Raw genomic sequence first — 20,923 nt, forward strand, 5'->3', positions numbered from 1 at the left:
TTGGATACACTTCAGTTTCTTGCTGACGGTTTTGCAACAGCCCTTCAGTGGCATAATTTAGCTTTCGCCTTTTTCGGCGTCTTGATTGGAACAGCGGTAGGCGTCTTGCCGGGTATCGGACCCATGAGTGGGGTAGCCTTGCTGATTCCTGTCACTTCTACTTTGACATCCGGACTGGATCCGAGTGCCGCGGCTACGAGTTCGATCATTTTATTGGCTGGTGTTTACTATGGCGCAATGTATGGCGGATCGACCACATCCATCTTGCTGAATACGCCAGGGGAATCCTCTTCCGTAGTAACGGCTTTAGATGGATATCAAATGGCGAAGCAGGGAAGAGCCGGACAGGCTTTATCCATTGCGGCCATCGGTTCATTCTTTGCCGGAATCGTCTCTATCGTGGGTCTGGTGCTTCTTGCCGAACCGCTTTCCGAGGTTGCGCTATCGTTCGGTCCTGCCGAATATTTTTCCCTGATGATCCTCGGTTTGTGTGCCGTTAGCGGCTTAGCCGGAAAATCCATGACCAAGGCGCTCATCATGACCGTATCAGGGTTGTTGCTTGCTACGATCGGGATGGATAACGTGTCTGGGGTCGCTCGCTTTACGTATGATATTCCGGTTTTATATTCCGGATTGGAGTTTTTAACCATCGCTGTCGGTTTGTTTGCCTTGGGAGAAGTGTTTAAAACGATATTGGAAAAGGATACGGAGAGCGGAGACGTTGCTAAGGTAGGAAGAATTCTTCCTACCAAGCAGGATATGCAAGAAAGTGCAGTTCCGATTGTCCGCGGATCTTTCCTGGGATTTTTCATCGGTATTCTTCCGGGAGCCGGTGCGACGCTAGCTTCGTTTTTCTCTTATATCATGGAGAAAAAATTAAGCAAAAATCCGAGCAAGTTTGGGCAAGGTGCGATTGCTGGGGTTGCGGCTCCTGAGTCTGCCAACAATGCAGCTTCCGGTGGAGCAATGATTCCGTTATTGACTCTTGGTATCCCAGGTTCTGGGACGACAGCGATCCTAATGGGTGCGCTGATCATGTACAACATTCAGCCAGGTCCGCTGCTCTTTAGTGATCATCCTGATGTAGCATGGGGTTTGATTGCGAGTATGTTTATCGGAAACTTGATGCTATTAATCCTTAACATGCCTTTAGTCAAAGTGTTTGCCAAGATTATCGAAACGCCTGCGAAGTATTTGCTTCCTATTATTGTGGCGATTTCCATCTTCGGTGTTTATGCAGTTCAATTTACAACCTTTGATCTGATGCTGTTGATTGCTTGCGGTGTGGTCGGCTATTTCTTGACTAAAAACGACTTCCCGGTTGCCCCGCTCGTTTTAGGATTGGTGTTGGGACCGATGATTGAAAACAACTTACGCAGAGCTTTGACCACTTCGAATGGAGATTACATGATCTTTCTGCAAAAGCCAATCTCACTTGCGTTCTTGGTTGTAGCTGCGCTGTGGATGATCATTCCGATCATTTTAAAGATGAGAGGAAAGAGCGTTATCATTAATGAAGAAGCTTAAGTAAGTAATGTGAAACAAGACCCGTAGTGGTCTTGTTTGCTTTTTGCGAAAGAAGGAATCGTTGTGGACATCTTTTTTCTGATTCTCAAAAATATTATCTTCCCCATTTTCCTGTTAATCGGTTTGGGGGATTTTTTGCATCGAAGTTTCGCTTTTGGATATTCTCAATCAGCCAATGGTCAAATTCTACATAGTGCTAGTCCTTTTTTTAGCTTTCCTCAACTAGTAGGCTTGGAATTCTTTCTGATATCTACAATTTTCTCCGGAGACCAGAGCCACCATTCGCTTTCCTTGTTCCTGATGGGCGAAGCTGTTCTAGAATTTCAAGTCCACTCGTCCCTTGGCCAGCCATAATGGCAGGGTCGTCGTAGGGGGGAATAAATATGGCTCCTTCTGATTGGCTAATTTCTGCGGCTCTTGTCAAGCGCTCCGGTGAGGTGGTCCCGCACAGCTCGAGATCCCCCTGGTAGGCACGGATAGCCTCTTGTTTGCATAGTGCAGCATCTTCAGGGACGACAATGGTTGACTTTAAACCTAAACGTTGGGCAATCGAGGAGACCGCTTGTCCATGATTTCCGGAAGAGGCAGCGACCACATGCGTAGCCCCTTTTCTGGCTTCAAGCATGACTTTATTGGCAGCCCTGCGAATTTTAAATGAGCCTGTTTTTTGTAAATGTTCTGCTTTTATAAATAGTTCATTCGCATACTTTTTAGATATCGTTTGGGAAGAGAGAATGGGGGTTTGGATAATGGATGTGGAAATGGTTTCTCTTGCAGCTTGGATATCCTTTATCGAGATCATGGATTGTCTCCTTTGCTTCTTGGACTACAAAACCTGTTTAGTATATAGTAAAAGAGTTTCCAATATTTTTCTAGGAGGTCTCACAAGTGATTGAAAAGAAATTAGAGGAATTGGGTATGGCGCTGCCACCTGCTACACCCCCTTTATTCCAATATGTACCTGTCGTTGTGCATCGAGATGTAGCTTATGTCAGCGGACAATTGCCAAGAACCAAGGGCGAGTTAATCTATACTGGGAAAGTAGGACAAGACGTTACGGTTGAGCAAGCTCAAGAAGCCGCGCGCGTTTGCATCCTCAATGGCTTAGCTTGTCTAAAACAAGAGCTCGGATCTTTGGATAACATTGAAAGGATTATCAAGATTACCGGGTTTGTTAATTCCGCTAGCGGCTTTTCACAGCAGCCGGTGGTAATGAATGCAGCGTCCGAATTGTTGGCCGACATTTTTGGGGAAATGGGCAAACATTCACGCTCGGCTGTGGGTGTAGCTGAATTGCCCAGTAATTCACCTGTAGAAATCGAGATGATTGTTGCGGTGAAGCAAAGCTAGTAGGAGTGTTCAGACTGTCGGTTAACTATCCAGGCCAATTCGGACAGCACAAAAGATAAGGGAGATTTTTTCCTTTATTTAGGTTCATAAGAGAAAAAGAGGGGATTAAAGGAAAAAAATTACCTTTATTTTTCCTAAATCTTCCACTAATAGTCCATCTAGGTCAAAATTCATGAATCCAAACCCTTCACCCAAGTGCCGCCAACCAGGAATTCATCTAGCTGGAAAAGCCCTCCTTCACAGGAGGGTTTTTCATTTGGTGCCAATCTTTCGCCAATGCGTGCATGCTGAATCTCCGATACACTGTTTTCAGTGGTCCGATACACTCTCAATAATGAAACATAGATAAAGACAAAGAAATTACATATTCAAGGAGGAGAGAAGTACATGTTAAACGTGTTATCATCCAAAGCTCTGCGAAATTGGGTAACGAAATCATTGGTATTAGGATTATTGGCCGTACCGGGTTTTTCTTCCGCATCCAATGAATTGCCGTTGAGCGATATCGCCAACAACCCAAATAAAGATGCTATCCTTAAATTAAACTATGCGGGTGTTGTCAAAGGGTATACTGACGGGACTTTTAAGCCGAATAAAGAGGTTTCCCGCGCTGAGTTTGCCACGATGGCTGTATTGGCTCTCGGATACACCGAAGAGCAAGTGAAAATGTTCAATGGGCCAACGAAATTTACTGACCTGCCAGATAATCACTGGGCGAATGGGTTTATTAATTTAGCGGTTTCCAAAGGAATCATCAAGGGATATCCAGACGGGACATTCCAGCCAAACAATACGGTAAAGGTTGCCGAAGCCCTAACGGTATTTGTGAACGGCTTGAATATTGAAGTTCCTGCAAGCACAACCGGTCTGTGGTACCATCCATTCCTTCTAGAAGCGAATAAAGTGGGAATGTATGATTCTGCAGAAGCTCCTACAGCCTCAGCAAACCGTGAGGTTATTGCTAAATATGCCAGCAAGTTCATGGAGACTCCGGTTTACGCCAATGGAGCCTACTATGATAAGGACGGAAACAAGAACGGAACGCAAAAGAAGCTAGCTGTGGTCAAAGGAGTCGTTTCTTCCTTCAACGCACAAAGCAAGGAATTGAACATCGCAGGCCAGGATGAAGCCCTTGCCATCTCCGAGAATGCGCAAGTATACGGAAATGTAGTAGCAGGTGCTGAAGTAGAATATTTGACAATAGACGGGAAAATTTCTTTCCTTATTGTGAAGACAGCCCAAGCCGACATCGTGGAAGGAATAGTAAAAAGCGGTTTGGATTTCACAACAGCAGTAGGTGATGAAAATCAATTTAAAGCTGCCCTGAATGGTCAGGAAATCGTACTAACCGTTGCCAATGGCGTGTCGGTTACCAATTCCCATGTCGGACAAAAATTTACCGCTATCAAAGATAAGGATGGAAAAGTAGTATCGATTTCTTTCTCTGCTAATGAAGCAGCGGGATTGGTTGAAAAAACTTCAGTAGTGACTGGAACCAACGCGAAAAAAGAGATTACGCTTAATGGCCAAGCTTATAAGCTTGCACAAAATGCCACTGTTTCTGGGAAAGCACACCCGTTGGCTGCAGCAGCGGCTGCCAATTTTAATGAGATCGCCAAAGGGGACCAAGTCAAGCTTAGCCTGAATGCGGATGGAGAGATTACAGCGGTTGAATTTACGAAGCTGAGTGCAACAGGCGAAATTGCCGTGAATACTGCTGCGAATAAAGTAACCTTTGATGGAAAAGAGTATGCCATCTTTGCTAATACGAAACTGCTAGTCAACGAAGCGGAAGTAACTGAGCTCAATAAGCTTTCAAATGGAAGCGATGCGGTGCTGACCTTCGATAACAAAGGAAATTTAGTTAAGGTACAGCAAGGTACGGTTCAAGTCGACGCTGAATTTGTAACGTCCACGACAGCTTTTGCTGCAGGAACGCCGGCTACGGTAACTATTGATGGAAAAGTTTATCGTTTGCTAGATACCGCAACCGTAAAAGTTGATGGAGAAATGAATGCAGTTAACACAATTGAAGCTAACCAATTGAATGATGCACGGGTTTCCAGCTTAAAAGTGAACGTGGGTACCCATGACGCTGTAGAATTAGTAGTGGAAAAGCAAAGTGTTCAAGGGTTTGTCACGGAGAAAACGAATACGACCGTGACTGTCAATGGTAAGGTGTATGAACTGGCAAATGGCGTAACTGTGGATGCCGATGCAGCGACGAATGATAAAGAATATACTCTTACCTTGAACAAAGATGGACAAGTCAAAGCCATTACAAGTGCAGTGAAGAAGGTAAGCGGTGCGGTTGATTCCGTGACGATTGCCAGAGTGAACGGAGCGGTCACTTCTGCTGCGATTTCCGTTGACGGAACTAGCTATTCCGCTATCAATGCAGAGGCTTTAGAGGGTATCAGCCAATTTGAATACGTAACGTTAGCGCTGAAGCGCGATGGTAAGGTAGCTTCTGCGGCAGCTGTCGGAACAAAAGCAGAAGATGATGTAGCGTTCAAAGGCATCGAGACGCGCGTAAACGGAGACCAATATGTGTTCTATAATAATGTATCCACAAGTTACAAGCTTACAAAAAACGCTGTTGTAAAATCCCATGATGGATCTGCAATGTCTACTTCCGAACTGAAAACAACAGATAAAGTGGAGCTTTGGAAGAATGCAGATAATGAAGTGTATTTGATTGTTGTAGAAAAGAAATAGTTAATAGGAGAGAGGGTTATATCCCTCTCTCTTTTTTTTCAACATAAGCCCATTTCAAGTCGATACTTCCTAGTCCATCCATGTAGACATCTTTCACATTCTCAGCTTGCATGAAATTATAAGTGAAGAAGTAGATCGGCATGAATGGCATCTCATCCATAAGAATTCTTTCGGCCTTCTTGAAGTTTTCCAAGCGTGCAGCACGATCTGTCATAGAGAAGGTTTCATTGATAAGCCTTGTGTACTCCGGATCCGCCCAGTAGGTGCGATTGTTTCCTTCGACAGATGCAAACAGTTCCAGGAAGTTCACCGGGTCGTTAAAGTCTCCTAACCAGCTGCCGCGCGAGATCATGTATTGACCGCTTTTTTCTTCTTCCAACTGCACTTTTTTTTCTTTATTGACGAGCGTCACGACTACTCCCAAGTTAGCTCTCCACTGATCCTGGATGGCTTGGGCTAGCCTGGCGTTTAACTCTTGCGTGTTGTATAGCAGTGCGATCGGAGGCAAGGAGTCCATTCCAAGTTCTTTTAGCCCTTCTTCTAAAAGCCTCTTGGCTTCCTCTACATTATTGTCACGGAATAGCCCTTGTTCATTCTCCGGAATCATGGTAGGAGGAACGAAAGCCATAGCTGGCATTTGACCGCCTTGTGCAACGTTTTCCAAAAGCTCCGCACGGTTAATAGCGTAAGAGAAGGCTTTACGAACCTTCGGATTTGTGAAAGGCTCTTTGGTGGTATTAAATCGGTAGAAGTAGGTTCCCGCAATCGGTTTGCTAGTGACTCTGCCCTCTTTCAGCAGAGTTGCTAGTGCGTCTGGCTGAATTTCGGAGAGAGGGGATCCTGCCCAATCCAATTCCCCGTTTTCAAACATACCGATCTCTGTGTTCTGATCTTCAATAATAAACAGTTTAATGGTATCTCCCTTCACGGAAGTATTATCCCAGTAGTCTGCGTTCTTTTTCAGGGTTAACTCAGAACCATGCTGCCAGTCTGCTAGTGTATATGGGCCATTGCCAACAAAAGTATTTGCATCGGTATGCCAGTATGCATCTCTTTCAACGACCTTTTGGTTTATCGGATAGAATACGGGGAAGGCTGCCAAATATAAGAAATAGGGTGTAGGCTGATTTAATTTCACTTCTAGGGTTTTCTCATCAAGGGCCTTGACCCCCACTCGGTCTAATGGGGCCTCACCCATTTTGGCTTTTTCTGCATTTTCGATCACATAAAGCATGTTGGCGTAAGGTGCCTCGTTCTTAGGATCCAGGCCCCATTTCCAGGCGTACTCATAGTCCTGAGCCGTGACAGGGTCTCCATTGGACCATTTATGATCGCGGATCGTAAATGTATAGGTTTTCAAATCGTCGGATATGGCATAACTCTCCGCTCCTGCTTCCTGGGGTTGTCCATCCATATTGATCCGCATAAGCCCTTCCATAGTGGTGCGAATGATAGTAATGGACTGCAGGTCGGATGCGATACCAGGATGCAAGGAAGGTGGCTCGGCTTGCAGGTTCATGCGCAAAACGCCAGCCTCCGGGACTTGGCTGGATGAGCTGCAGCCTGTAATCGCTATGCTTGCGATCAAGGCTATGCTTAGGACGCCGGTGAATAATTTCTTCATCATATGTTACCCCCATTTAGATTTAAATGGTTAACGAGTAGCAAGTCTACTATAACATTCCTTTACACAACATTAAAATGTTTAAAGATTGAATTAGCAAAGGATGTAACGAAAAAGGTGAGTGCGCCAAGAGCCTTATATGTGCGCTTTCCTATTGGCCGGTCCTTTGGCGGCGCGGGATCAAGCGATTTGCAGCGGGAGATTTTAAAAGAGCTATTGCAGTTTGCTGTTCATGGGGAGCCAGAAAGTATCGACTTCCTTATCGGTGGAAGCGGGATTGAAGTTGAAAAATGACCCTTTAGGGTCGAGTCTAAATTATGAAATATCTTTGAAAGATTTTTATTGGATCTCGTTTTTAAAGTGGCCTTCTTTGAAACGAATGGAAAGCTAACCGTATTAAAGAAACCTGAAAAGATGTCAGTCACCCGAAAAGATGTCAATCTGATGTCGGTCTCAAGGGGGCTGCCTCAGATCTTCATCATTGATGGAAAGATTCTGAAACACAGCTTGGCTTTTATCAAGAAAGATGAGGCATGGGTGAATACCGTTTACAAGAATATGGGGTTACCAAAATGGATGATGTGGTAGTGGCACAAATTGATGAACAAAATCAAATCTATGTAGATGTGAGGAACGACAACTTGCACAATGTTCATTAAGGTTGAGAATCAGTTATCCCTTTCTTTTAGTTGGGACTTTTTGTTAATATATTCCTATAGACATTAAGTTCTGATTATGAAATGAGGAGAAACGATGTTAAAAAAATACAAACAGCTGCTTATAGGGATCGTCATTGGGAGCGTTGTGTCCACAGCAGGTGCTGTCCTGGCGGTATCCAATTCTGTAACTGCCCTGCTAGAGGACCATATTAAATTTATATTTAATGGAGTCCAAAAGCAAGTCCCGGATGGTTATGCGGTCCTGAATTATGAAGGGCGTACCTATGTCCCCACGCGATTTATTGCAGAACAGATGGGGGCTGACGTGGATTGGGATGCGAAGAAGGAAACGGTCATAATAAAAAGCAAAGACAAGATCACTTCGGCTCCTGCTCAGCCTGCAGGCAGTACAGGTTTATCACGGAGTAATCCTGCATCAAAGGGACAGGCTGTGTCCATAGATGTAAAGAATTTAATAGATGATTATGATGCAACGGTTTCTTTAAGAGAAGTGCTGCGGGGAGAGGAAGCTTGGAAGATTATAAAGGAAGCCAACATGTTTAATATAGAAGCCAAAGAGGGGTATGAATACATTTTGGCTAAGCTGTTATTCAAGGTGAATAGCAATCAGGATAATGAGGCTCAGGTTAACGTCGGTACACATAGCTTCACCCTTGTTTCAAAATGGGGAAAAGAATATGATACAACCATCGTGGTGACTCCAGAACCAAAAATTGATGCTAATTTGAAAGTCGGCTCCTCTAAGGAGGGTTGGGCGGTTTTTCAGGTGAAAAAGGGTGATACAGCCCCATTGATCACGTTTGGCAGAGGCTATGATGGCCGAGGCGGAATATGGCTTAAAGCATACGAATAATAGGAATCCCACTTGCATGGGATTCCCTGCGCAATGATAGAACTAAAATTTACTCTTAATAGCGGACAGAGAATTTAAGAAAACTGCTAAACTGCCAACATAGTAGGCAATAAGAATAATCCAGCCCGTGGGATCGAGGGGAAGCATGTTGGAAAGAAGGAAAAGCGGAAAGACGTTGTACACGAGAGCTTTGAGGTAATCGAGGATGAGTGCTGAGGAAAAACTGCTATTTTTCAAAGCTCGGTAGGAGGCTGCTGCGAAATCCACCAACATGACACCTATTACTGCCCACATAGCGTAAAGCATAAAACCAGCAAGAGCAAACGACATAGATAAAACCCCTTTCTAACTGTTTGATATTGTAACCGTAGTTTAGTCTATGCTTGAGAAGGCGCGGAGTGTTGGGTTGCAGTCTATTTTTAAAATGGATAGGCTCGGTTTTTCAGGCTAAGGAAGAATAGAGGGAGAGCGGTAACCATGACATGGAATCAAACCGAAGTGGCTAGGCAATTAAAGATAAAATACCCTATTATACTGGCCGGTATGGCAGGAGGGGCTACGACCCCCGAACTTGTCGCGGCGGTATCCCATGCTGGCGGACTAGGAACCTTAGGAGCAGGCTATATGACCCCGGAACATGTGAGGTTGTCCATTCACAAAATCAGGGAACTCACACCGCTTCCGTTCGGGGTCAACTTATTTATCCCTGAACGATCTGCAGAAATGAGCGATGAAAAACTCCGGTCCATGAAGGAAATCTTAAAACCTTACCGGGAAAAGTTGGGGATAGAAGGGGAGTCCGTACTGGGGAAGGTCGCAGAATCTTTTGAGGAGCAAGCACAAGTTCTGCTGGATGAAAAGGTTCCTGTATTCAGCTTTACGTTCGGAATACCTTCTAAGGATCTGATAACAGAGTTCAAGCGCAGAAATATCATCTTGATCGGGACTGCAACAACGGTTCGGGAAGCGCAGGCACTAGAGGAAAGCGGAGTCGATATGATCGTGGGACAAGGTTATGAGGCAGGAGGGCACCGGGGGACTTTCTTGGAGAGTACACAGCGGTCCCTGATCGGAACCATGGGCTTGATCCCCCAGATTACTGACTATGTAAGCATCCCGGTCATCGCAGCGGGTGGAATTATGGATGGGCGAGGAATTGCGGCAGCCCTTATGCTAGGGGCAAAAGGCGTGCAATTGGGTACAGCCTTTCTTACCTGTGAGGAAAGCGGAGCGCATCACGCCTACAAAAAAGCAATTGCAGAAAGCACAGAAGAAAGCACGGTGCTGACTCGATCCTTTTCCGGCAAGCAGGCAAGGGGGATTGAAAATCAATTTATACGAGAAATGGAAAGATACGACTCTTCGATTTTGGATTATCCGATTCAGAATGCGATCACGAGAGACCTTCGTCAAGCAGCCGCCCAAAGAAATAACCAGGAGTTTATGTCCTTATGGGCAGGGCAAGCAACTCGCTTAAGTACAGAGGAATCAGCAGCCGCGTTTATGGATAGGATCATAGAGGAAACGGCAAAGATTCTGTCTCGGTAGATTTTCTTTAAGGAAATAACGGGTAGAAGGCGGGTTCAAATAACAGGAGAAAATCCGACTATTTTTTAAAATGAGGAGTTTTCTGCAGAAATAAGCGGATAAAGTCCGCTTATTTTTTCTGTTTTCATTCTAAACCGTTGAATAGTCGGAAAAATGCCCGTTATCGTCCAGACCTCTGAAAATTCAACCTATAGTTAATCGACAGTTTCTGTTCAACCTAATTGCCTTCTCCCGTTATCTATATAATAGCGTAAAGTTATAGATCCCTTAGCAGTTCGATCTCATAATATACTTTTTCATACATGCCCTCGACATCAGTATCTGTCATATAGATAAAATCATCAGCTCCAACCCCATAAAGATTCACGATAAAATTAATCATATTCTTACGTTCCTCTCTAGACAACATACAGATACCTCCTAAATCATTAATTGTTATAATACAGTTATATTAGTAACATTATATTGTATAACACGAAAAAGTTGCATCCATTTTTCAAATCTATTTAGAAAAAGATACGGAAACGAAGCATAAGGTGTAATTCGGAATTAATACGGTCAAAAGGTGCGAGTTTTCGGAACTTACAATCGCGATGACTCCTGTTAATTATATCTATCTAGTAGTAAAAAATGCCATCTAATCTCAGCAAACCAATTGACGGTTCTTGGATAAGTGTAGTACTATTAGGAACGTAAATCATAAAGTTTCCGTTTTAAACGTTGAGAAATAGTAATTAGGGGGATGTAGCGAGTGAGTAAAAGGGTTTACGCAATAGTCGTGTTATTGCTGTCATTGATGCTTTTAACTGCATGCGGCAGCGGGTCCACAGCGAACCGGGAGGATGCCGAACCAGCGAATGGAGAGCCTGCGGCTGACCGGAAAATCAAGGTGTATACGACCTTGTTTGTTACGACGGATTTTGCCCAAAGCATTGCGGGTGACAAGGCTTCGGTAGAAAATATTGTGCCTGCGGGCGTGGAACCGCACGATTTCGAGCCGACGGCCAAGGATATGATTAAATTGAATGAAGCCGATCTTTTTGTATATAATGGTGCCGGATTTGAGGGGTGGGTTGAAAAAGCGCTCCAGGCAATCGAAAGCAAGGAAATAGTGGTGGTAGATGCCAGCAAGGATATCGAGCTAATCAGGTCTGAAGATGGCGCTCATGAGGGTCACGGGCCTGATGAGCATGCAGGCGAAGAAGATCAAGGTCATGATGAGCATGCAGACGAAGAAAATCATGATAATGGAGAATTTGATCCGCATATTTGGCTAGATCCGTTGAAGGCGAAGAAGCAGGCGGAGCTGATTAAAGAGGCATTAGTTCAGGCGGATCCAGCGAATGAAACGTATTATGAGGATAATTTTCAGGCTCTAAGCCACCAGGTTGATGAATTGGATTCTTCTTACAGAGACTTGGTTGTCAATGCCAAGCATAAAGAAATCGTGGTTTCACATGCGGCATTCGGTTATTTGGCCCATGCCTATGGGCTGGAGCAGATTGCCATATCAGGTATAAGCCCCTCCAATGAGCCGTCCCAAAAGCAATTGAAGGATATCATCGAGACGGTGAAAGCACACGAAATCGAATATATTTTATTTGATTCACTCGTGTCAGGCAAAGTGGCCGAAGTCGTAAAACAGGAAGCGGGAGCCGAAGCGTTGACGCTTCACACTTTAGAAAATCTAACGCAAGAAGAGCTCGCACAAGGAAAGAATTATTTCAGCGTGATGAAGGATAATCTCGAGGTGCTGAAGAAGGCGCTGAAAGCCTCAGAGAAATAGGGAAAGATAATCGACCAATTGCTTGAAATCTGCCAGGCAATTGGTCTTGCTATTTATTTATGTTATCCTAAGCATGGAAAAATAAGAAGATTGCGAGATTAAAGGGTGAGTCGAATGGGGAAAAAAGTCAATTTATATATTCTCAGCGGATTTTTGGGAAGCGGAAAAAGTACGTTGCTTGCCAAGCTTCTTGAACGAGAAAAATCGAAAGGGAACAAGGTTGGCGTCATCATGAATGAATTGGGAGAATTCAGTATCGATTCCTCCTTTGTACCCAAAGGCGCTCCTTTGAGAGAATTGCTGAATGGATGCATTTGCTGCAGCATCCAGGGAGAACTATCGCTGCAGCTGTCGCAAATGCTGACAGAATATGAGCTGGATTCCATTTACATTGAAGCGACTGGGGCAGCGCATCCCATGGAGATCATTGATGCTTGTTCCCATCCGTCGCTGGCCCATCGTGCCCATATCCAAGCGGTCCTCTCCGTGGTGGATGCGAAACAGTGGGAGGAACGCGAGTCCCTTAAGCCAAAAGTGCGAAAGCTGATCGAAGAACAAGCCAAGTATGCTGATGTTCTCATTCTGAACAAGGCGGATAAAGTGAACCTAACCGATCTGCAGTCCATACAAGATAGCCTTGTTCGCTTGAATCCGAAAGGGATGCTTGTCACCACTCAATATTCCTCGATAGAATTCGGACTTCTGGAGCAGATTCAGCATGATGGGGGAGCCACTCACCATACGGCCGCGCATGTCCACCATCATCTCCATCTTCGGACATTTGCGCAAAAGCTGGAGGGCCCTCTGGACCGGCTTCGCTTTGAACGGTGGATTAAAGGCCTGCCGGGAACTATCTATCGCGGAAAAGGGTTTATTCAAACAACGGAGTCCCCCGATCTTTTTTTGTACCAGTTCGCCTATGGAGAATCAATGTTTGTCCCGCTTCGACCGGAACGTCCCATTCAGCCGGTTCTGGTCATCATTGGAGAAGATTTGCATCACGAGAAAATGAAAAAAGAGCTTCGGGAAATGCAACAGCTGAATTCCATGGAGCAGTACAAGTATTAACGAGAATGGGCGGATGAACCGCTCATTTTTGATTTAGCCCTTGTTAGCCACATGAAACAGCAGGGGATTTTCGCTATACTAGAGGTAGGAATATTGAAATGGCGAGGCAAGAACCTATGACCTACAGACAACTGAAGCTTTTTACGATTCTCCTGCCGACCCTTATCATTGGAGGCTTTGAATATATCCGCCATGACTTTCTTCTGGGCTATATCTCCATGGAAGTTGGGAATCTGTACATTACAATATTGACTTTTGTATTGTCTTATATTTTCGCTGCTTGGATGTTCCGGAAAATAGGGAAGATGAACGAAAGGATTGTAGAGGAACAGTCAAGAAGAGCGGTGTACGAGGAGCAGGAAAGGCTGGCCCGGGAGCTGCATGATAACATAGCGCAAGGCTTGTTCTTCCTCAAAGTGAAGCTGAAGCAGGGTGACCTGGCCGAGTCGCAGATGGCAGTCAACGAGATTGACAATAACCTTAGGCAGGCGATTTTTAACCTCCGGACGCTGCCTGACGAGTCGATTGACTTTACTTACCGCCTGGGAAAGTGGCTGAATGAGTGGAGTGATATTACCGGAGTTGAGGTTTTCAAAAAACTGGAGATTACTAAGGGATATTTTACCCCGGGTGAAGAAGTCCAATTATTTGGGGTGATTCAAGAGGCCTTTACCAATATCCGAAAGCATGCTGGGGCAAAGCATGCTCAATTGCATCTGAAAACCTCTGCGGAGGGCTGGCAGCTTTCTATCCTTGACGACGGGCAAGGATTTCAAAATGTTGTTCTCGCTTCCAATCAGTTCGGGTTGTCCATGATCAGGGAACGGGCTCATAAGCTGGGAGCCGACTTAGAGATGGATAATGGCCCGCAAGGAGGGGTGCAGCTTACTCTTAAAGGGAAAAGGAGAAAATAGGATGGATGCCACTTACCGCGTTCTGATTGTCGATGATCATCCCCTTGCAAGAAAGGCGGTCAGAAGCTTACTTGCAGAAGATGCGTCTTTTCTCATTGTGGGAGAGGCTTTCGATGGGCAGGAGGCTTATGCCCGATGCCTGGAGCTGCAGCCGGACCTGGTGCTGATGGATATTCATATGCATGGCATGAGCGGATTGGAAGCCACCCGCCAGATCAAGCAAGCCTTTCCTAACATTAAGGTCGTTATCTTAAGTGTTTCCGATGATGTAGGAGACCTATTTACAGCCATCCAATTCGGAGCCCAAGGCTATTTGCTGAAGAATATGGATCCGGATGATTGGCTGACCTATCTTCATGCCCTGATCGAAGGGAAAGCCGATGTATCCCGTGAGCTGGCTGGGCGATTGTTCTACCAATTCAAAGAGGGGGATGACCCCGATCAGCCCAGTCCGGAACCCCTAACCCCAAGGGAAAGGGAAATCCTCATGCATGTTGCCGACGGCGAGACGAACCGGGAGCTAGCGGAGAAGCTGCATATATCCGAAAATACGGTGAAGAATCACATGAAAAATCTGCTGAAGAAATTATACCTGGAGAATCGGGTGCAATTAGCTGCCTACGCTGTCAAGCATGGGATGACGCGGAGAAGAGAACATATAGATGGAGGTCCTGATGCATGATAGGACATGATTTTAGCCAATATGAAGAGTTAACCTTAAATCATTTGCGGGTGCAGGATATGATCCGCAGGGGGCAATGGATTCATCTCTATGTCCAATTTGAGCTGGACACCATGCCGCAAGGGCTGAGCGAACCCAGTGCTTTGGTCATTCTGGACGATGAAAAGGAAATCGTCCAGATCATTGTGCAGGACGAAGGGTGCGATTGCGAGTATAAGTTTACCGAGGGAGAGCAGAAGCAGATCACTGACTTCCTGCAGCAGCAAAAAATCCTGAGCGCATTCGAACCTTTCAAAAATGCCGGAAAATGGGTACAATAGAATTGTAAATCTATTTCAGGAGTGAGACTATGTCAATGATGTCTTTTGATGCTTATATGAATCAAATGAGGCAAATGGTTCAGCCGATGAGGGATGAGCTTACCCAGGCTGGCTTTACTGAATTAACGACACCGGAAGAAGTTGAGAAATTTTTTGCTGAGCAGAAGGGAACGGCGCTGCTCATGATCAATTCCGTGTGCGGCTGTGCAGCAGGGATTGCGCGCCCCGCGGTCATTCACTCGCTGAAGGGCGATAAGAAGCCGGACCACTTGGTCACTGTTTTTGCCGGGCAGGATAAGGAAGCGACAGCTGAAGCGCGCAAGCATATTGAAGGCTTCCCTCCTTCTTCCCCATCTGTAGCCTTGTTTAAGGATGGCAAGCTGGTTCATTTCATCGAGCGCCATCAGATTGAAGGATATGATGCGGGCGCCATTGTAGCTAACCTAAATGGAGCCTTTGAAAAGTATTGCGGTTAAGTTCCAGAAAAAGTCAGCCCTTTTTAGGGCTGGCTTTTTATTTTTTAGTAGAAGTTCGCGCCGTAATTGCTTAAAATGTAAGGGAATGATCAGAAATAGATCTTGATTGTATACTAAATATCAAATACAGAGAGATATAGGTGATCCCATGAGTGTAGAGAGTTTATTGGAACGATTGGAAGAGGGGCAAGTACAGCTCGGCAAAGAAACACTGAAGCGTCGCCTTGAAGAGCTCCGGGAAAGTTTTTTAGCCAAATCAGATCAAGGGAATGCAGCGAAGATAGGCGAATTGCTGGAAAAATGGAATACAGGAGAGTTCGTCTTGGCTTTTTGCGGCCATTTCTCTGCTGGGAAATCGACGATGGTCAATACGCTGATGGGAAAGGAAATCCTTCCGTCAAGCCCGATACCGACTAGCGCAAATGTAGTCAAGGTCAAATCGGGAGAAGCCAAGGCGGTTGCTTATTTTAAGAATAAGCCCCCTGTTACGTTTGATTACGTCCAAGAGCTCGACAAGCTGAAGGAGCTGTGCAAGGATGGGGACGAGGTCGTAACGGTGGAGATCCATCACCCGAATGATTTTCTCATCAACGGGGCCACCTTGCTGGACACTCCCGGAATTGATTCTACCGATGCCGCCCATAAAGTGGCAACAGAGTCCGCCATGCATTTGGCAGATGTCGTTGTCTATATGATGGATTATAACCATGTGCAGTCAGAGATTAATTTTCAATTTACCAAGACCCTAAAAGAAAAAGGGAAGACGCTATATTTAGTCATTAACCAGATCGACAAGCACTTCGACCTGGAATTGGATTTTTCCGCTTTTCGCCGAAGCGTGGAGGATTCTTTCAAGCAGTGGGGAGTGGAACCGGACGGCATTTTTTACACGACACTCAAGGTTCCGGATCATCCGGAAAACCAGATTGAGCAGTTGCACGACCGCCTTTACTCGATGTTCTTCCAGAAAGATCAGATTCTATCCGAGAGCGTTCTGCGATCCGCCTTGGATTTGGCGAATGAGCATGAGGAATTCGTGCAGAAGCAAAACCGGCAGGAAAAGGAAAAATGGGAAGCCATCATTGGTGAAGCGAATGCGAAAGAGATCGAGGATTCCTACCGTCATCTCAAGGAAAAGCTGGACTTGGCTGTTGCCGCACCGAAGCAGCTGAAAAATGCGCTTATGAAAGAACTCCAGGGTGTTATTGATAATGCCAACATTACCCCGTACTCGATGCGAGAATTGGCCGGGAAGTATCTGGAAAGCTGCCAGCCGGGCTTTAAGGTAGGGTTCTTGTTTACGGCGGGGAAGACACAGCAGGAAAAAGAAGCTCGCTTGTCTGCCTTTCACCAGGAAGTGGAGCAGCAAGCCAAAGCGAATCTGCAATGGCATGTGAAGGAGCTGCTTCACCGCTTGCCGAAGGAAGCCAAGCTAGCGGTTCCGGAAGAACTCATGCACAGAATGGACAGCTTGGAGGTAACCATCACGCCTGATCTCCTTTCTTCTAAAGTCAAGGAGGGAGCGAAGGTAACCGGTGATGCGGTATTAAATTACAGCAAGGACTTGGCTGATGAAATTAAGCTCAAATATCGCCGTCTTGGAATGGAATTTATTGACGAGCTCGTTCTCCTTTCAGAGGCGGAATCCAAGCGCGAGGAACAAAGGCTGAAGGATGAAGGCCAGGCCGTACTCAAGGTAAAGGACGCGCTGGAAGCGTTGCGCACTTTGGTCAACGGGGAACAAAGCTATATTTATCAATTGAAGGAAAAACTGTTGCTGGAAGACGTCAGCGGGGAGGCATTGCAGGTGTCAGCCGCGGAATCTCCTGCAGCGGCCTCGGCTCGCAGGTCGTGGAAAGACAGCCGCGTGCCCACGCTCGTGAAAAAAGAGAAGGTTGATACTCTTGTTTTAGAAGAGAAGAGGGAAAATGCCTCTCCATTCAAGCAGGATTATAAGTCTAAGCTGGTGGGAGCCGCAGCAACCCTTCGCAAGGCAGCCGAGTTAGTTGAAGGCTTGAAAGGGCAGGCTCTGGCAGCCAGAAACATGAAACAGCGCGCGGATCGTCTCGAGCAAAACCTCTTTACGGTAGCTTTGTTCGGTGCGTTTAGCGCTGGGAAGTCCTCTTTTGCCAATGCGATGATGGGGGATATGATTTTGCCGGTTTCCCCGAACCCGACAACGGCTACAATCAATAAAATCTTGCCGCCAAATGCACAGTTTCCGCATGGCACGGTTCGGGTGAAAATAAAAAGCGAACAGGAAATGACCAAGGATGTGCTTCAGTCCCTTTCCGTTTTTCGCATCCAAGCCGATTCCATAGAAGAAGCTGCAGGAAAAGTGGACCGTATCGATATAGAAGAAATCTTGCCGACGGCTAAACCGCACTATTCCTTCTTGACCGCCGTAAAAAAAGGCATGGACGCGATGAAGGGGCAGTACAATCAAGAAATCCTGGTGGGGATGGATGAATTTAAGGAACTCGTTGCCCGTGAGGAAAAAGCCTGCTTCGTGGAATGGATTGAGCTGTATTATTCTTGTCCGCTAACTGACCAAGGAATCTCCCTGGTCGACACGCCAGGTGCGGATTCGATCAATGCCCGCCACACGGGGGTAGCCTTCGATTATATTAAGAATGCGGACGCGGTATTGTTCGTGACTTATTATAATCATGCTTTTTCTCATGCTGACCGTGAGTTCTTGCAGCAGCTGGGCAGGGTAAAGGATACGTTTGAAATGGATAAGATGTTTTTCCTTGTGAATGCGGCGGATTTGGCTCGTTCGAAGGAAGAGTTGCTCGGGGTGGTCGACCACGTCAAGGACAATCTGCTCACCTGCGGCATTCGCAACCCTCGCTTATACCCGGTATCTAGCCAAACCGCTCTGCTGGCCAGGATGTTTGGTGCAGGTAAGCTTTCGGAATCCGCGGAGCGAGTATATAGGGAACGGACCAATTCCACCGATCGGCTGATGCCGCCTGACGAAGCTCTTGCTTTTTCCGGATTTGAAGCCTTTGAGCAAGATTTCATCCGCTTCACGATTGAAGAATTGACCGACGTAGCAATCCAGTCGGCTTTAGGGGAAATGAATCGCTCGCGTGCGGCGCTTCGCTCCTTCATCGAATCAGCCAAGGAAGGGGAAGAGGCGAAAAAACGCAGAAGATCCCAGTACCTGGATGCCAAGGCGCAGGACGAAGAGCTGGTGGGCACTTACTCCTTTGAGCGGGAAAAAGGGGTTATGGAAAAAGAAGTGGAGGAATTGCTTTTCTATGTGAAACAGCGCCTGTTCTTCCGATTTAGCGAATGGTTCTCTTTATCCTTTAATCCAGCCGTGTTAAAAGAGGAAAAGGGAAGGGATATGAAGTCCATCTTGCAGCAATGCTTTGATGAGATGATCCGGAATATCGTATTTTCTTTAGGCCAGGAGCTTCGTGCGACCTCCTTGCGCTTGGAGAAAACATCGAATGGCCTGACTTCCCAGATCATGGGCAGCCTGTTGGAAAAGCTCAAGGAGGAGTTGGATCTGTCTTATCAGCCGTATTCTTTGGCTGTACCGGAATTCCCTGCCGAAATGGAGTATGAGAGTACGTCTATCCGCCGGATCTTATCCCAGTTCAAGTCTCCGAAGCAATTCTTCGAGCAAGGCGGAAGGGACCAAATGAGGGAGAGCATAGAAAACTGGTTGGCTGAACCGGTTTCAACTTACTTGCAGGGATGCGAAAACCAGCTGAAGAATTATTATCGGATCCAATTCGAGGAGAACACAGAAAGCAAGAAAAAGCAGCTACTGGAGCAGCTGGAGGAACACTACTCGGGACTGCTCAGTGCCTTGGATGACCACGTGGATGTTGATCGATTGGAAAGTATCTACGAGAATCTTCAGAGCTTGCAATAGGGGAAAAACTCCATTTATCATCGAAAAAGGATCCTAAACGGAGATATTATCGTGATTAGTAGTAGATTTTCCAACGATTCTATTGACACCCTCATACAATAAGGGAAAATCTTTCCCTTATGTGGATTAAGATAAAGAGAATCTTACTTATAAGGGAAGAAATTACCGTTATTTCTCTGATCATGCCGTTTTTTAAGCTACTTAATTTGGAATAGAGGAACTTTGTTCCTCTATTTTTTCTTTTTCCTCAAGATTTTGTAAAATAAGGGAAGTTTTGTCTTCTATCCAGTTTAAGTGAAATAACTGATCTCCGCCTGCGGAAAATAAGTATGAACCAGCGATTCCAGATGGCTTTGCAATTCTGCTGCCTCATCTTTTTTGTAGACGTATTTGCCTCGCCCGTATTTCCCCCATTTATATTGGCGCTTCGTTTCATCCATTTCCAGCTTCGTTTTGGGGTAGCGATCCAGGATCAGATTCTTGGCCACTTTTGTAAAGCGGTGCTGGATTAATTCAAAGGTCAAGTCCTTCGCAGCAGAAGAAGGCAGGGCGTTCGCAAGCCGTCCAAACAGGTCTTGATACCCTTCTTTCCAACCGTCAAAACGGTATAGCGGGGCAGCAATAAAACCAAGCGGGTATCCGGCTTCCGCTACCTTCTTCGCCGCTTCAATGCGGTCTAGGAAAGAAGAGGTGGCCGGTTCGAAATTCCGAATGACATAATCGGCATTGATGCTAAAGCGAAATCGGGTATGCCCGTTATGCTTGGCATCAAGCAAGGAGTCCACGTTCGCGAATTTAGTGACAAATCGCAAGCGTCCCAATTCCTGTTGCCCGAAAAATTCAATGGTCTTCTTGAGCGAGCCAGTCAGGTGTTCAATCCCGACAGGATCTGAAGTACAAGCGGCCTCAAAACGGGTAATTTCAGGGGCGCGCTCCTTCATATACTTTTCTGCTTGGCCAAAAATGTCCTCTAGATTCACATAGACTCGGATATAGGGCTTCGTTCCCACATTGGTATTTAAATAACAGTAATGGCAGTGCGCCATGCATCCGGTTGCTAATGGGATGGCGTATTCGGCAGAAGGCTTGGAGGGCTCGAATTTTAACGATCTCTTAAGGCCGACGACCAGCGTTCGCTTGGCGTTGCGATACCACTCAGGGGAACCGGATTCGCCTTGGATCCCGCGGACTTGGTTGTGTGAGGTGGTCATTTGAATGGGGGTGTTGTTTTCGTTGAAACGCTTCATCAGCTCTTTCCCTAAAGGATATTCGAGCGCCTGAGGCTCAAAGAAAACGACATCCGGCTCAAAAGGCTTGTTCACATGCTGTTTTGGATTTGGACGTTCTAGCGTTAATGTGGACATGATTTTCACCTCAGAGTTATTATTTCGAAGAAAACGCTTAAATCCACTTGCTTCGCCCTAGCAAGTTAAGGTATTATTGAGGTTGTTTGATCTTGGTCAAAAATAAGGATGGTTGGGGGGA

Annotated in this window: 19 protein-coding genes; 14 read left to right on the plus strand and 5 right to left on the minus strand. The window is 45.9% G+C overall.

The window, feature by feature from the left end; all coding sequences use genetic code 11:
* The gene (locus tag ABLT31_RS12180) at positions 1-1,527 is read left to right on the plus strand and encodes a tripartite tricarboxylate transporter permease (protein WP_367751813.1); all 1,527 of its coding nucleotides are present in this window, start codon (positions 1-3) and stop codon (positions 1,525-1,527) included.
* A gap of 250 nt (positions 1,528-1,777) precedes the next feature.
* On the opposite strand, the gene ABLT31_RS12185 is transcribed toward ABLT31_RS12180, so the two are convergent.
* Positions 1,778-2,329, minus strand: a complete 552-nt coding sequence (locus ABLT31_RS12185; protein WP_367751815.1) for a threonine ammonia-lyase — start codon at positions 2,327-2,329, stop codon at positions 1,778-1,780.
* Between the two features lie 86 nt (positions 2,330-2,415).
* Here ABLT31_RS12185 and ABLT31_RS12190 point away from each other — a divergent pair, with 86 nt between their 5' ends.
* Together ABLT31_RS12190 and ABLT31_RS12195 are read left to right on the plus strand one after the other, a co-directional pair.
* Positions 2,416-2,877 carry a RidA family protein gene (locus tag ABLT31_RS12190; protein ID WP_367751817.1) on the plus strand — a complete coding sequence of 154 codons (462 nt, stop codon included), beginning with the start codon at positions 2,416-2,418 and terminating at the stop codon, positions 2,875-2,877.
* A 387-nt stretch (positions 2,878-3,264) separates the two neighbouring features.
* Positions 3,265-5,595, plus strand: coding sequence for an S-layer homology domain-containing protein (locus ABLT31_RS12195; protein WP_367751819.1), 2,331 nt, complete (start codon positions 3,265-3,267; stop codon positions 5,593-5,595).
* A 16-nt stretch (positions 5,596-5,611) separates the two neighbouring features.
* On the opposite strand, the gene ABLT31_RS12200 is transcribed toward ABLT31_RS12195, so the two are convergent.
* Entirely contained in the window at positions 5,612-7,222 is a 1,611-nt protein-coding gene (locus tag ABLT31_RS12200; protein ID WP_367751821.1) for a peptide ABC transporter substrate-binding protein, read from the minus strand.
* Positions 7,223-7,336: 114 nt separating this feature from the next.
* On the opposite strand from ABLT31_RS12200, the gene ABLT31_RS12205 reads away from it, so the two are divergent.
* The 3 genes from ABLT31_RS12205 to ABLT31_RS12215 all read left to right on the plus strand — a co-directional run bounded on the left by ABLT31_RS12205 (position 7,337) and on the right by ABLT31_RS12215 (position 8,752).
* Positions 7,337-7,513: a hypothetical protein gene (locus tag ABLT31_RS12205; protein WP_367751823.1), complete on the plus strand. Its 177-nt coding sequence runs from the start codon at positions 7,337-7,339 to the stop codon at positions 7,511-7,513.
* 66 nt (positions 7,514-7,579) lie between these two features.
* Complete coding sequence (locus ABLT31_RS12210) at positions 7,580-7,807, plus strand: YetF domain-containing protein (protein WP_367751825.1); 228 nt, start codon at positions 7,580-7,582, stop codon at positions 7,805-7,807.
* Between the two features lie 165 nt (positions 7,808-7,972).
* Positions 7,973-8,752 (plus strand): stalk domain-containing protein, encoded by a 780-nt coding sequence (locus ABLT31_RS12215; protein WP_367751827.1) that lies wholly within the window; start codon positions 7,973-7,975, stop codon positions 8,750-8,752.
* A 42-nt stretch (positions 8,753-8,794) separates the two neighbouring features.
* On the opposite strand, the gene ABLT31_RS12220 is transcribed toward ABLT31_RS12215, so the two are convergent.
* On the minus strand, positions 8,795-9,082 hold the full coding sequence (locus ABLT31_RS12220; RefSeq protein ID WP_367751829.1) for a hypothetical protein: 288 nt from the start codon (positions 9,080-9,082) through the stop codon (positions 8,795-8,797).
* Positions 9,083-9,229: 147 nt separating this feature from the next.
* Between ABLT31_RS12220 and ABLT31_RS12225 the strand changes: the two genes are divergently transcribed.
* Positions 9,230-10,300: an NAD(P)H-dependent flavin oxidoreductase gene (locus tag ABLT31_RS12225; RefSeq protein WP_367751831.1), complete on the plus strand. Its 1,071-nt coding sequence runs from the start codon at positions 9,230-9,232 to the stop codon at positions 10,298-10,300.
* Between the two features lie 256 nt (positions 10,301-10,556).
* Here the strand turns inward: ABLT31_RS12225 and ABLT31_RS12230 are convergent, their stop codons facing one another.
* Complete coding sequence (locus tag ABLT31_RS12230; protein WP_367751833.1) at positions 10,557-10,709, minus strand: BH0509 family protein; 153 nt, start codon at positions 10,707-10,709, stop codon at positions 10,557-10,559.
* Positions 10,710-11,051: 342 nt separating this feature from the next.
* Here ABLT31_RS12230 and ABLT31_RS12235 point away from each other — a divergent pair, with 342 nt between their 5' ends.
* The 7 genes from ABLT31_RS12235 to ABLT31_RS12265 all read left to right on the plus strand — a co-directional run bounded on the left by ABLT31_RS12235 (position 11,052) and on the right by ABLT31_RS12265 (position 19,438).
* Positions 11,052-12,086 (plus strand): metal ABC transporter substrate-binding protein, encoded by a 1,035-nt coding sequence (locus ABLT31_RS12235; protein ID WP_367751835.1) that lies wholly within the window; start codon positions 11,052-11,054, stop codon positions 12,084-12,086.
* 114 nt (positions 12,087-12,200) lie between these two features.
* Positions 12,201-13,154 (plus strand): CobW family GTP-binding protein, encoded by a 954-nt coding sequence (locus ABLT31_RS12240; protein ID WP_367751837.1) that lies wholly within the window; start codon positions 12,201-12,203, stop codon positions 13,152-13,154.
* A 116-nt stretch (positions 13,155-13,270) separates the two neighbouring features.
* A complete protein-coding gene (locus ABLT31_RS12245; RefSeq protein WP_462976490.1) occupies positions 13,271-14,068 on the plus strand; it encodes a sensor histidine kinase in 798 nt (265 codons plus the stop codon).
* A gap of 1 nt (position 14,069) precedes the next feature.
* Positions 14,070-14,750 carry a response regulator gene (locus ABLT31_RS12250; RefSeq protein ID WP_367751841.1) on the plus strand — a complete coding sequence of 227 codons (681 nt, stop codon included), beginning with the start codon at positions 14,070-14,072 and terminating at the stop codon, positions 14,748-14,750.
* On the plus strand, positions 14,747-15,070 hold the full coding sequence (locus tag ABLT31_RS12255; RefSeq protein ID WP_367751843.1) for a hypothetical protein: 324 nt from the start codon (positions 14,747-14,749) through the stop codon (positions 15,068-15,070). Before ABLT31_RS12250 ends, ABLT31_RS12255 begins: the two co-directional genes overlap by 4 nt.
* 35 nt (positions 15,071-15,105) lie before the next feature.
* Positions 15,106-15,546: a BrxA/BrxB family bacilliredoxin gene (locus ABLT31_RS12260; protein WP_367752363.1), complete on the plus strand. Its 441-nt coding sequence runs from the start codon at positions 15,106-15,108 to the stop codon at positions 15,544-15,546.
* A 148-nt stretch (positions 15,547-15,694) separates the two neighbouring features.
* Entirely contained in the window at positions 15,695-19,438 is a 3,744-nt protein-coding gene (locus ABLT31_RS12265; RefSeq protein WP_367751845.1) for a dynamin family protein, read from the plus strand.
* Positions 19,439-19,728: 290 nt separating this feature from the next.
* Here the strand turns inward: ABLT31_RS12265 and splB are convergent, their stop codons facing one another.
* A complete protein-coding gene (gene splB / locus ABLT31_RS12270; protein ID WP_367751847.1) occupies positions 19,729-20,802 on the minus strand; it encodes a spore photoproduct lyase in 1,074 nt (357 codons plus the stop codon).
* Positions 20,803-20,923 lie beyond the last annotated feature (121 nt).

Source organism: Ammoniphilus soli (genome assembly GCF_040813775.1).